Source organism: Hymenobacter sp. BT188 (genome assembly GCF_014333585.1).
Classification (GTDB): domain Bacteria; phylum Bacteroidota; class Bacteroidia; order Cytophagales; family Hymenobacteraceae; genus Hymenobacter.
This window is the reverse complement of sequence record NZ_JACSCW010000003.1, coordinates 447,711-460,785: the sequence shown is the minus strand read 5'-3', so window position 1 is coordinate 460,785 and position 13,075 is coordinate 447,711. Positions and strand designations below refer to the sequence as shown.

The window sequence follows — 13,075 nt, the reverse complement described above, 5'->3', positions numbered from 1 at the left end:
AACTGCAGTTATAGATAGCTATGAGTGCTAAATCTATTACAGAGCCTCTTCAATTAGCTCTAGAATGCTAGGTCCAAGCTTACTAATCGTATGGTTGTTCAAAGCACGCTCGCGGCCAACTGCACCCATTTGCTCACGTAAGGAACCATCACCTAGTAGCAGTAAGGTTTTTTCTGCCATTTGATCAATACTAAGATAATCTACTACGAAACCTGCATCATCGCGAACGAACTCGGGCATTCCACCAGAATTTTCAAAACAAATTATAGGCGTTCTGGCTAGTGCTGACTCCAAGCATACTAATGGAAAAGGGTCCTCGCGCGAAGTCAGTAAAAAGACGTCAAAAGCTTCGTAATAACTTTGTATATCAGCCTGCTCACCAACTAAGATCACTCTATCAGCTAAGCCCAACAATTTCACTTCACGAACCAGCAATTTATAATCAGCAGATTCCTTTTTACCGCCGACCCAGATAAAGTAAGTATCAGGAGAATGTTTGATTACCTCTCGAGCAACATAGGAAAAGATATCATGACCTTTACGCCAATTCAAGCTTCCCATTGCTCCCACTATTTTTGCGCTTAAAGGAATGTTGTGCAAACTTTTAATATCGGTTAGAGTGCGACGCGAAACATCCTCATCACCAATAAAATCATAAATAACAGAAGCTTTATTTTTGTCAATAGGAAAGTTGTTCATGTAATAGTTTTTAACAGCATACGAACCCATCATTAACCAATCAGCTTTCACTAATGCTGCAGGATAATTAGCGTGGGCCATGTAATAGAAAGCAGACTCTAGCTCATGAATATTGCAAATCACTTTGACACCTAACTTTTCTTTTAATTTAACAGCATAATTGATAGCAATAAGCGAATTAGCAAATATCACATCTGGTAAATACTCAGCAATTTTGTTTATTGTATTGCTGTGATCAATTCCGCTCATACGGTTTAGCTTGGACCATACACGAGCATGAAGCGCAAACTTAGGAGTGTTTACTATGTACACATCTGCCAATTTCTCAAATTCAGGCACTAAGTCTCCTCCTTCTAATAGAGCAAGCACCATCTTATGCGAGGTGTTCTCTTTAATCCATCTCATTAGATGTAATTGAGTAAAAGGGGCTCCAGATCGAGAAGCTTCGTGTCCTACAAAAAGAATAGTAGCCATGCGTTGTGTAACTAGAAAAGCGTGTAGTTGGACTTACAAAACAAGAGATTGATATATCTCTCGATAAGCTTTCACCATAGTCTCCACCGTAAAAAGCTCTGCGGCACGAGATGCGTTAAAAGCACCTATTTTTTCACGCTTTGAAGAATCATTTAGAAGATTGACAATTATATCCGACAACTCTTCGGCATCATCGCCTGGGGCCAATACTTCTGGCATTACAAGCATTTCTTCCAATGCACCTATATTATAGGCTGCCACAGCAATGCCCATATTCATAGCAAAAGGAGTAACCTGACCAAAGCTTTCACTATGAACTGGGGCTACAAACACAGCCATTTTTTGGTACAACTCAACTAACTTTTCGTATGCTACATAACCCGTAAAAGTAAATTGGCTTTGTAGGTTTGCAGTGGTCACTTTATTTCGGAATAATTCTAAAAATTCACCCCCACCTACAATCAAGACTTTAGTTGTAGGCCTTTTTTCAACAGTTCTTATAAATGGCTCAATAGCTCGCTCATTCAGTTTATCGTGATCTAACCGGTATACCATACCGATGGTATCAGGATCAGGCTGAATTCCATTACGCTGAAAGAATGAAAAATTAGATCCTGGGTAGACAACCTGGTTTGGCATATCACGCACCCCATAAGTATCCTGAGCGTACTTGCTTACATATACATAACGCGTAATTCCAGCGTCGAAGTAAGGCATGAATGGAATATTGCAGTTTTCAATAATGGGGCATCCATACGCTTTGGTTCCCTGAAAAATAGCATGATACCATTGCCAAAACGCGTAAGGCCATTTTATTCCTCCTCGCAATTCAACATATCTTCCATAATAATGTACATGTACAATATTAGGCTTGATTGTATTCAGGAGGGCAGTAAAGTCCTGCGGATCACGTACTGTAGAACAGTCGTGTGTAGTTACCCCTACGTAACCTTGCTCAGAATGCTTGGCTAGTAAAACTACCTCGTGCACATATTGGTCACTAAGGCCTTCTATTAAATCTACAACTAGCTGCTGAGATCCACCCGTAATAAAGTAGGGAATCACATGCAATATTTTAGGTACATGTGTAGATAATGGTGTTTTTAATTTAATTTGGTAAGACTTGAAGTCGGGATTTTTTGCAAAAAAATCAGTTGCAGGCTCACTTTGAGAGGCATCTGAAGTAGTAAAGCTAGAAAATTTACGTTTAACCCCCCATAGAACCGCTTGAACGAAGGCTAATCCAAGTTTTTTAGTGCTTGTATACTTTTCAAGCTGTTGCTGAAGATTATTAAGTTGAATTCGCGTGTGCTCTATTTCTTCAACATTCCATTTAGCGTACGACATCATGATTTCAGTAAGCCAGAGCTGTTACAAAAACTAATTTCTATAAGCGAATATATTCAATTGCAAATCATAGAATGAAGGGTCATGTTTAAAATGATCCACATATGGATGAGACATAGTTTTCCAAGCAGATTCTATATAATACCTAAAACCAGCATCAGTAATTATTATTAATAGCTCCTGTAAATCTTGTGGCCTATTACCTTTACTATGATATTCCACAAATAAATTATCAACCATACTTAACTCATCCTTGCAGTCTAAGAGAACATCAAGCTCAGCACCCTCTATATCTATTTTTAAGAAGTCAACTTTTTGATTCAAATAGTTTTTTAATCTTACTGATTTTACTTTACTGATAGACGGATCATTAATATCTTCAACTATTTTCCCACCTAAACAATTATCAGGCAAAAAACTAATAAACCCATCTTGCTTCCAAATAGCTGCATTAACCACCTCTACATCATTGTAATCAAATGAATTTAAATTGTCTTTACAAGCTGCGTATATCACAGAGTCTGGTTCAAACCCAATTATTTTAGCATTAGGATGATTTCGTTTAAAATAGATAAGACTTAGTCCGATATTTGAGCCACAATCTAAAATTAATGGAGATTTAGATTTACTATTAAATTTATAAACTTCGTCAACAAATACTTCTTCAATGTTTTGGACAAACCAAAATGTATTATTTCTTTTTATGGTTTTACCAAATAGAACTGACTGTCTAATATGCTCTCCACCTCCAAAATCACGATACGCATAAGCACAGTACTCATCAAAAGTGACACCAGTAAATCGAACAGACTTCGAATATTTAAACCTTACAAGTGTTTGCTTATGGAGAATGCTTTTTATATTAGTCATATTTATCGCTTTTGATTGTAACCCACTCTTTTAAAGCAAAATCATATTTCTTTATCAATTTTGCCGGCACACCAGCGATCATGCTGTAATCAGGAAAAGATTTTGTTACAACGGAATGACTTCCTATTATACAGTTCCTACCGATGCTAACTCCTGGTAAAATAGTCACTCTATATCCAATGAAAGAATTTTCACCAATAACCACTCCTTCACCCTTAGCTTCAAGAGGTTGATACGCCGGCGGAATATTTGCTTCAATACTATATCCATGAGAATGATCAGACACATAGAAGTACTCACTTATAAGTACTCCATCTTTTATCTTAATAGAGTTTATGCTTACAATGCATGCATAATTACCTATTCTAACGTTATCACCAATTTCAATTCTTGGGTGAAATTCATCGTGCGCAAGGTATTTTTCAAAAGCGCCTATCCAAGCATATTTGCCTATTGAGGAAAATCTACCAATCGAAACATTATTACCTCCCGAAATTTCCAGGGGCAGATCAAACCAAGATGTATCAGAAATATTTATTCCCCATTTATTCTTTGTAGAAAACTTTTGATTATAATATTGATCAATCTTTCTAAAAACAAATTCATGAACACTTCTTCTAATTGAATTAAGCATAGGCGTCAAAGTTAAAATCGACGTTAACTAACCCTGACCATTTGTCATCAAGAACTGTGTCATAAGGATTTAGCAAACTAAGTTTAGTATCACTAACCCAGTGATCTACTATATTACCACTAGCCGCGATTGCTAAATCAACCTCATATTTACCAGGCTTTATAGGTAATACCATTTCAAATAGTACAGTATGTATACCTTCTGCAAATGAGATAAAATCCCTATCATTATCTCTACTATTGATACCTACTATTATATTGCTGTCATGGTCACGTAAAATAAAACCAAACTCCACTTTGTCTAAATTATGCTCACACAATACACTTAATTCAAATGTTACTAAGTCTTTTGAATATGCAGAGTGGTTATCTAGACTAGTAACACCTGTTCTTCGCAGAGACCACTTTGTAAAGTATATGGGGCACTGAACAGGTAGTACACTACGGCTACCATCGTGCTTAGAATGATCTGAATTTTGATATTTCTCTAATACTGCACCTACACTATCAAATAGCTTTATACCACCCTTTTCCAATAAAAGACCTGTTTCACATAAGCTTCTTACTGATGGTAAGTGATGACTTACAAATAGAACCGTTCTACCATCATTAACGCTCACATCTTTCATGCGACCTAAACACTTTTTTTGAAATTCAGCGTCGCCTACGGCCAATACCTCGTCTACAATTAAAATCTCAGGCTCTAAGAATGCTGCAATGGCAAAGGCTAGCCGCACGTACATGCCACTACTATATCGCTTAACTGGCGTATCTATGTAGCGCTCTACACCTGAGAAATCAACTATCTCATCGAATTTAGCCCGAATCTCGCTTTTGGTCATCCCCAGGATGGCACCATTGAGGAAGATATTCTCCCGTCCTGTCAGCTCGGGATGGAAGCCAGTGCCAACTTCTAGGAGGGAAGCAATGCGCCCCTTGATCTTAATCTGGCCAGTGGTAGGAGCAGTAACTTTAGAGAGAATCTTGAGCAGGGTGGATTTACCGGCTCCATTGCGGCCAATGATACCTAGCACTTCTCCCTGCTTGACCTCAAAGTTGACGTCTTTTAAGGACCAGACGTATTCGCTGCTTCCTTTCGTCGTACGGTCATTGGTTTCCCCAATTTTAGCAAAGGGGTCTTCTTTGCCCCGCATGCGGGCCCACCACCGATTCAGGTCATGGCTAAGCGTGCCGGTGCCAATTTCGCCCAGGCGGTAAAGCTTACCTAATTCCTCTACTTTGATGGCTATGTCACTCATGGGTAATGAACTGCACTAGGTGAGCGAGCTTATACCGTATCGGTGAAGCTCTTTTCTACTTTGTTGAAGATGATAGTACCGATGAACAGGATAACTACCGTGAATAATACACTGTAGCCCAAATAGGCCCAATGAAAAGAACCGGAGCCCAGATATGCATAGCGGAATGTTTCCACTACGGAAGCCATTGGGTTAGCCAGAATAAGCAAACGATAGGTAGGATCTGTAATACTAGATAAAGGGTAGATAACGGGCGTAGCATACATCAACAACTGCACACCGAAGGTCAGGAGCATGGAAAGGTCGCGGTACTTGGTGGTCAGGGAGCTGAATATCATGCCTAGCCCCAGCGACATCAGCCCCATTAACAACAACAGAGCCGGTGTAAGCGCAATCAGCCAGTTGGGCCGAAGCGAGTCATCAGTCACCACGTAATACAGCCAGACAGCCAGAAAAAGCCCAAACTGAATAAAGAAGCGAACAATATTGGAAATAACGATAGACACCGGCATGGTGAGCCGGGGGAAATAAACTTTACCAAAAATTGCCGCGTTGGCAATAAACACCGTAGAAGTAGCCGTCAGGGTTTGGGCAAAGTAGCTCCAGACCGTAACGCCAGCTAAATAGAAAACTACTTGGGGCTGCCCGTCGGTGGACAGCTTTGCCACCCGGCCAAACACGATAATGAAGGTAAGGGTGGTGAGCAGGGGCTGGATAAAAAACCAGATAGGCCCGAGGATCGTCTGCTTATAAGTAGAAATGAAGTCGCGGCGTACGAACAACATTATCAAGTCGCGGTAGCGCCACACGTCGCGCAAGCCGAGGTCGAGCAGACGGGTTCGGGGGGCAATTATCTCAGTCCACTCCTCATCCTCGTTCGCTACTACGGAGCTGGGCGCTTTTATCACATCTACTGTTTGCATAGGGTTTGGTCGGGGGTATTCAGGGCAGTTACCGGGTAATCTTTACTTTCTGCCCTGTATGAAAGGCAGCTACGAAGCGTCAGGCCGAGACGGAGCTCATGTTCTTCTGCTCGTGCTGCACGAAGTCTTCGTATACCGCCCGGATTCCTTCTTTCAGCCCGATTGAGTAACGCCAGCCTTTGGCCGCGAGCTTACTTACATCCATCAGCTTGCGCGGGGTACCGTCGGGGTAATCCGTGTTAAATCGAATCGCCCCTTGGTAACCAACGGTGTGTTGTACCAGCTCAGCCAACTCACGGATACTCAGATCTTCACCGGTGCCGATATTAACCAGGCCGGGCTCGTCGAAGTTCAGGAGCAGATAGAAACAGGCATCTGCCAGGTCATCAACGTGGAGGAATTCGCGGCGCGGCGTACCCGTGCCCCACACTTCTACTTCGGGCGCGCCACTAATTTTGGCTTCGTGAAACTTACGAATCAGGGCGGGCAGCACGTGCGAGTTTTTCAGGTCGTAATTGTCGTGGGGGCCATATAGGTTAGTTGGCATAGCCGAGATAAAGTGGCTGCCATACTGGCTCCGGTAAGCGTCGCACATTTTGATGCCCGCGATTTTGGCAATGGCGTAGGGCTCGTTGGTGCTTTCCAACTCTCCAGTCAGCAGGGCCTCCTCTTTGAGAGGCTGGGGTGCCATTTTGGGGTAGATGCACGAAGAGCCCAAAAATAGCAGCTTCTTTACGCCCTGCAGGTGGCTTTGATGAATCACATTGTTTTGAATCATCAGGTTATCGTAGAGAAATTCGGCCCGGTAGATATTATTGGCATTAATGCCCCCCACCTTGGCTGCGGCCAGTATCACGTAGTCTGGCTTTTCGGCGGCAAAGAACGAGGCCACCGCGGCCTGGTCGCGCAGATCCAGCTCGCGGGAGGTGCGAGTTATGAAGTTGTGGTAGCCTGCTTTCTCTAGGCGGCGCATGATGGCTGAGCCAACCATGCCGCGGTGACCAGCAATATATATTTTAGCGTTTTGCTCCATAAATACATAAGCCGTATGCACGGCATTGATTCAGAAAAGTCAGATTATGATTTCCACCAGTTTAAGTCCACTCCGGGGGGCAAAATTGGGGGAGTAGCCGTAGCTAGCCGCAACCGTTGTAGCAGAGCTGTCGGCACCAACTCCTTCACAAACGGATTCACTGTAACTCCCAGAATGGAGCGGCGGGTGCGGGGGCTATAGCTTAGCAGGTTGGGCAACTTACGCAAAGCAATGGGCCGGGCTTCTGCGGGACTGCGCTTAGCGGTCCAGTTGATTTCCCAATAGGTATACAGGTTGCGGCGCTCTTCTTCAGTAAGTTTAAATTGCCCCCCATACACTGGATTTTGTTCACAGCTCTCCACCATTTTCACCAGATTAGGAAACCATTTGGGTGAGGTGGCCGTGCGCTGATCGGGGTGTAACTGGTAAGCGGCCAGCATATCCGGTATAGAGTGGCCGGGCGCAAAGTGAGCTACCCTGTACCACAGGTCGATATCGGCGCACATATCCACCTCTACGCGCATTCCACCGGTTCTTTCCAACACCTCCCGCCGCACGAAGGTAGCGTGCTGAGGCGGCACAAATTGAAACAGGATAGAATGGGGTGTGATAGGCCCAGTAAACGAGTTGGCGTACTCTACATTATTCTGCAGATCAATCCCGTATTCGCCCCCCGATATAAAGCCCGCCTCAGGATGGTGCTGGAAGCCCTCAGCCATGCGCCGAAATGCGCCCGGCAGGTAATAGTCGTCGCTGCTCTGAATAGCAATAATCTCACCTGTCACCTCCGCCAATCCTTTAGTGACGGCATCCACGAAGCCTTTGTCGCGAGCCGACCACCAGGTAATGCGGTCCTCATATTTTTTGAGCACCTCCACGGTTTCGTCCGTTGAGCCGCCGTCCGATACGATTACCTGCACGGAGCCTGGATAATCTTGACGCAGAATGCTCAATAGCGTGCGCTCAATGAAGCGGCCCTGGTTCCAAGAGGGAATGACGATAGAAAGCGAAGGAAACTGTTGCATCCGACAGAAGTTATTTAGCTGCAGTCAGTGCTGCTACGTCGGCAAGCCACAGTTGCAATAGTTCTACCTCTTGGCTGGTTACAATCTGCTCCTGCTCCAACGCCTGGTAAGCGCGCAGCAAGTTCTCACTGACTGTTAGGGAAGCATCAAGGCTGCGCTGTACAGCAGCAATTACCCGGTTAGGATGCAGATAGCATGGAATTTCCGACTCAAAGTCCTTTACATAATCGTGCGGATTCCGTTCTTGCACTACTGTAGCCTTCGTGAAGCCCAGCTGGTAACCGTACAGCCACATGATGGGCTGGGCTACAAGACCACGCAGAATGTCGGTGAAGCGGAAGGTGACGTAGGCGGGCAGATACAACAGAGGAAATAGCTCTTGCCGAAACGCAGTATTCTGTGAGTTGAAGGGGCAAAGCGTGCCTTCTGCTAGCACTACCGGCGCATGGTCGTTGAAGTAGCATTCGGTGTTGTCAACTAAACGGTAGATAGCGTCTACGTCCGGGTCGCCGTCGGCTAATCCCTGCCACACGCCTATTTTAACCGATTGGTTCTGCAAGTCTTCTTCACGCAGCACATGCTCTTTAGATTTAATCAGGTCTAGCGGTAAGCCACGGGGCCAGATGTGCTGCTCGGTAAATGTTTTGTAGATGTTGATAAAGCCTTTACCGCCGGGCGAAGTCAGGAATTCGCCCTCCATAGCCGGGAACTCCCAACCATCGTAAGGAATATTATCGTCGTCAGTATCTATAATGACCTGGGCACCTTGCTGCATAGCATACAGATACCCCATCATTTTGCGGCCATAATGGTTGTACGGCAGCTTGGACGACATACCCATGCCCATTGCCTCCTGGTCCTGTACTGACAGATACACTACATTATCGGCTTCCCACTGCGCAGGCGATTTTTTGTCGCCGGCCACTACTAGTTGGTAATCAATTAACGTAGCGAATTTATTAACTGCCTTTGTAGGGGCGAAAATGGAGGTAATAACAATGGTAGGCTTCGAAGACGACATACGCTGTAAGTGAGGTAGAATGGAAATGCGCAAGGGACAGCATCTAAAACGAACGCCATCAACACACGCAATACACCAATGCCATTAATTTGGCGGCGCGAAGGTACGAGCTTTTTGCCTACCTACCATTCACCCAACCTTACGCTACAACGCTAACCGGTCGAGCAAGGCCGCAAAGCTAGCGGCGTACGCAGGGCGGGTATGCTTCTGTGCTGCAAATTCGCGAGCCTCCTCCGAACGCTTGAGCAGTTCTGTATCAGGCATAGCCAATAACGTCCGTACATGCTCCCGGATGCTCGTTATAATAACACTAGGCTCCTGCGACTCGATTTCGAAGCCTATGAATGCCCCCCAGACGGTTGCAGTCTGCGTTACTACTGGAATTAGCCCAAAATGTAAGAGTTGAGCAACCGACCCTCCCCCTCCCTCCGATGCGCTTGGGTACACTTGACCGATGCAGTTGTTCGCCACTTTAGCAAAGGACGTAGAAGCGACATCAACCCACCCTAGATAATGAAGGTTTGGGTGCCGGCTGAGCATACCTTTTAGCCAGGCCCAAAGCCGCGTTTCCCGCTCAATATTTCCTGCTATGTACAGGTGAGCTTCGGGCATGCGGGCAAATGCTTCCACCGTCAGATCCAATCCTTTCAAAATAGCCCCCCCGCTGCCTAGCCACAGAAAGTTAGTACGGGCAGAGGCAATTCTTTTGGGTACTGCTACGGGTTGTTTAGCTACGGAAATATTTAAGTAATGCCGCTCAGGTCGTGGGTCGTAGAGCTGTTGTTGAAATGGAGTACCATAGAGCGTCATCACGTCGGCGTGCTCATCGGAGAAGCTAACTCGTGTCTGGCGTTCAGGCCGAGCCCAGATACCAGTCCGACGGTGAAACTCACGTAATCGATTTAACTCAGCCAGATTTTGAAAGGCCCAATAGTTCTCAGTGCAATAAAATACTTTTTTGACCCGGGCAGCTGGCGGGCATTCAGCCAAGCGGTCGCTCTGAACAAATGCTACCTCATATATATCCCAATCAATGGGTTCAGGGCAGGCTACATCATAAAAATCCACAACATATCCCCGCTCATTCAACTGACGCACCATTTCTACGGTTTCCCAGTACATTGAGTGTTCATTAAGCATGGGCGCGCTGTCAATCTTTCCCGTCACATAATATGGAATAACGTGCATTACATACACAATAAGCGCACGTTTGGCTGAGGACCCCAAATGGTCTTGGCCAATATTCCGAATGGAACCGCCACCGGGAGGCATAAAGAGTTGGTCGGCTGTATCGTGTAATACTTGCGATAAGCGGTAGCGAACTCCTCTAATAGTTGGCATTAACTAGAACTTATAAATTAGCACATTGACTTTCGAAACGAATCACACCTTAGATAAAAGTACTGATTTCGCATATTTTGCCTTTTAAGAGCAAATGCCGTTCAGAATTGAGTATCATCCTACTGATATTTGAGCTCAGTTTCATCTTAGCGCTGTACTCAACTCCTGTGATGCTTTTTCTTAAGCAAATTGCTGCAATTTGAGTGCCTACAATCGTGACTGGTGCTGTGTTGCTTATGGCACTACTCAGAACAGCGGCTGTTCGCAAGCTAAATCCACTTGAAAAAAGCTCAACGTTACGCTAAAACAACCATCTGTCCCCAAAATGGTTAGCACGGCCAAGTATTCGAAGCCCCAATTGATATTTATCGAACAAAGGCATTAAGAATTTCGCTCCTTAAGAGATATATCCTTACCCGGCAATAGTTTCTGTGCCTCTCACTCTTTTTATCAAATCGTAAGTCCGTGCTACATGCTGGGCCGACACGCCCATCCGAGCCAGTGTCAGTAGGGCTAATCCCCGCAAGTCCCTTTTCTGACGCCAGCGCTGTTGTAGCCAGTATACCCTATTTTCCCCACCCAACAAATAGAGCTGTTCAGAAAAAGCTGCAATGTGTTCGTGAATGATAGCGTCACCTTCAGCACTTACCCCCAAATGCTTGCTAACTATTCGCAAATTAGTTTCTGCTATCTGAGCCCGGCGACGGAACATGGCAGAAGAACCATGGATTCGATAATGAGCGGTTACCTGGGGTTGGTATATGAAGTGAAATTTACGTGCTAAGCGTATCCACATATCCCAGTCCTCATAAGCCAACGACTCATCGTATGGACCTACCACTTCAAAACAGCTCCGACGCACCAGTGTAGTCATGGCTCCAATGAAGTTGGTACGCAACATTGATAACCAGACATCGCCTGAAGAAGGCGATATCTGACCAGTAGCGTACACGGAGGGCACAATTATGTTGCCAGCCGAATCTATCTTGCTCACGTCACTAAACACAACACCTACATCGGGCGGAGCAGCTTCCAACATCATAACCTGAACAGTTAGCTTGTCAGGCAGGTAATTATCGTCTGACCCAATTAAGCAGAGGTATTTACCCCTCGACTCCTCAATAAAGCGGTTACATACCCGACAGACACCTTGATTTTGAGTATGGCGAATTAAGCGGGCGTTGAAATCAGTGTGCTCAAGCAACCATTTTTCTATAACTGATACAGAATCATCAGTTGACAAATCATCGATAATAATCAACTCAACTTGAGGATAATCTAATGCTCGAATACTATCGAGTGTCTCTCGAATGTATGGTGAGTTATTGAAAGAAGCGACACCAATGCTTACAAGAGGAGTTGTAGTCATAAAAACAAATGTTGATAGTCGTTAGGCACGTTTATAACAGCCTCATTACTTATCAACTTTTCTAGTGAGACCATTATCCCCCTCAATAAAAAGAACTCCGCTATTGGAGCGCCACTGCCCTGGGCCATCTGCTACTAGCTTATCACCTCTTTCGTCTACCCAACCGTGCTGGCGGGCCGGATTCCCATAGACTAATGCGTAATCCTTCACATCGCGGGTAATGACTGCCCCGACCCCACTCATAGCAAAACGCCCAATACGTACTCCAGCTAGCACTGTGGAATTAGCGCCTACCGAGGCACCAAAATGAACATGCGTCTCTGTGAGCGTGTAATCATGCTGCCGGCTTCGCGGGCGCAAGTCATTAGTAAACACCACATTAGGTCCTAGAAACACATTATCATGCAATGTAACCCCATTCCAGAGGTATATACCACATTTAAGGGTGACATTATTTCCAATCTTCACTCCTCCCTCGACAAAGCAGTGGTCACAGATATTGCAGTTCTCGCCTATTATAACGTCAGGTAAAATATGCACAAAGGCCCAAATCGTCGTACCTGCTCCTATTTGATTGGTCTCAACCAATGAATGCGGATGTTTGTAATAGCCTCCTGTACCCTCTGTCATCAGTCAAATTACTTGTTTTGATCAGCTGCTAACTGCTTGAATTCATCAAAGTCTCGGATATAATCATCTTCGCTGTACTCCATCGAAGCCAAGCACAATAGAACAGCATTGTGTGAGAACTTAATAGTTCGCCAGTATAGACGAGGAACATATAAGCCCCTATTTGGCGAATCAAGCACAAAATGCTGCTTCTCCCCATATATATCCTCAAGTGTAAACTCAATTCGACCACTAGTAGCGAAAATGATTTGCTCCAGCTCGTGGTGAGCATGATGACCTCGGATAACGGAATCGGGAGTGAAATATGTCCAGTAAACTCTTTTAATTTCAAATGGTAGCTTACTGTTTTGAGCCACCGAGATATAGCCTAGACTAGGGGAGCCTATTTTTGAAAAATCAATTAGTGACGGAGTGGGCATAAAGACAGTACTAATTTATATGAGAGACAAGA

General features: G+C 44.7%; 13 protein-coding genes. All 13 read right to left on the bottom strand.

Translation table 11 applies throughout. The features are described from left to right. Positions 1 to 36: 36 nt before the first annotated feature. Positions 37 to 1,173: a glycosyltransferase family 4 protein gene (locus H8B13_RS10070; protein WP_187310668.1), complete on the bottom strand. Its 1,137-nt coding sequence runs from the start codon at positions 1,171 to 1,173 to the stop codon at positions 37 to 39. A 33-nt stretch (positions 1,174 to 1,206) separates the two neighbouring features. Further along, positions 1,207 to 2,523, bottom strand: coding sequence for a glycosyltransferase family 4 protein (locus H8B13_RS10065; protein ID WP_187310667.1), 1,317 nt, complete (start codon positions 2,521 to 2,523; stop codon positions 1,207 to 1,209). 30 nt (positions 2,524 to 2,553) lie between these two features. Beyond that, positions 2,554 to 3,390 carry an FkbM family methyltransferase gene (locus H8B13_RS10060; RefSeq protein ID WP_187310666.1) on the bottom strand — a complete coding sequence of 279 codons (837 nt, stop codon included), beginning with the start codon at positions 3,388 to 3,390 and terminating at the stop codon, positions 2,554 to 2,556. Beyond that, the gene (locus H8B13_RS10055) at positions 3,383 to 4,024 is read right to left on the bottom strand and encodes an acyltransferase (RefSeq protein ID WP_187310665.1); all 642 of its coding nucleotides are present in this window, start codon (positions 4,022 to 4,024) and stop codon (positions 3,383 to 3,385) included. Before H8B13_RS10055 ends, H8B13_RS10060 begins: the two co-directional genes overlap by 8 nt. Continuing rightward, positions 4,017 to 5,282, bottom strand: a complete 1,266-nt coding sequence (locus H8B13_RS10050; RefSeq protein ID WP_187310664.1) for an ABC transporter ATP-binding protein — start codon at positions 5,280 to 5,282, stop codon at positions 4,017 to 4,019. Before H8B13_RS10050 ends, H8B13_RS10055 begins: the two co-directional genes overlap by 8 nt. 29 nt (positions 5,283 to 5,311) lie before the next feature. Further along, entirely contained in the window at positions 5,312 to 6,205 is an 894-nt protein-coding gene (locus tag H8B13_RS10045) for an ABC transporter permease (RefSeq protein WP_187310663.1), read from the bottom strand. Between the two features lie 79 nt (positions 6,206 to 6,284). Then, a complete protein-coding gene (locus H8B13_RS10040; RefSeq protein ID WP_187310975.1) occupies positions 6,285 to 7,238 on the bottom strand; it encodes a GDP-L-fucose synthase family protein in 954 nt (317 codons plus the stop codon). Positions 7,239 to 7,282: 44 nt separating this feature from the next. Beyond that, entirely contained in the window at positions 7,283 to 8,263 is a 981-nt protein-coding gene (locus H8B13_RS10035) for a glycosyltransferase family 2 protein (protein ID WP_187310662.1), read from the bottom strand. A 10-nt stretch (positions 8,264 to 8,273) separates the two neighbouring features. After that, positions 8,274 to 9,284, bottom strand: coding sequence for an STELLO glycosyltransferase family protein (locus H8B13_RS10030; RefSeq protein ID WP_187310661.1), 1,011 nt, complete (start codon positions 9,282 to 9,284; stop codon positions 8,274 to 8,276). A gap of 144 nt (positions 9,285 to 9,428) precedes the next feature. Continuing rightward, the gene (locus tag H8B13_RS10025; RefSeq protein WP_187310660.1) at positions 9,429 to 10,625 is read right to left on the bottom strand and encodes a glycosyltransferase; all 1,197 of its coding nucleotides are present in this window, start codon (positions 10,623 to 10,625) and stop codon (positions 9,429 to 9,431) included. Between the two features lie 412 nt (positions 10,626 to 11,037). Further along, positions 11,038 to 11,994, bottom strand: a complete 957-nt coding sequence (locus H8B13_RS10020; RefSeq protein ID WP_187310659.1) for a glycosyltransferase — start codon at positions 11,992 to 11,994, stop codon at positions 11,038 to 11,040. A 45-nt stretch (positions 11,995 to 12,039) separates the two neighbouring features. Next, positions 12,040 to 12,582: an acyltransferase gene (locus H8B13_RS10015; RefSeq protein WP_222841394.1), complete on the bottom strand. Its 543-nt coding sequence runs from the start codon at positions 12,580 to 12,582 to the stop codon at positions 12,040 to 12,042. Positions 12,583 to 12,632: 50 nt separating this feature from the next. Further along, a complete protein-coding gene (locus H8B13_RS10010; RefSeq protein WP_187310657.1) occupies positions 12,633 to 13,043 on the bottom strand; it encodes a sugar 3,4-ketoisomerase in 411 nt (136 codons plus the stop codon). Positions 13,044 to 13,075 lie beyond the last annotated feature (32 nt).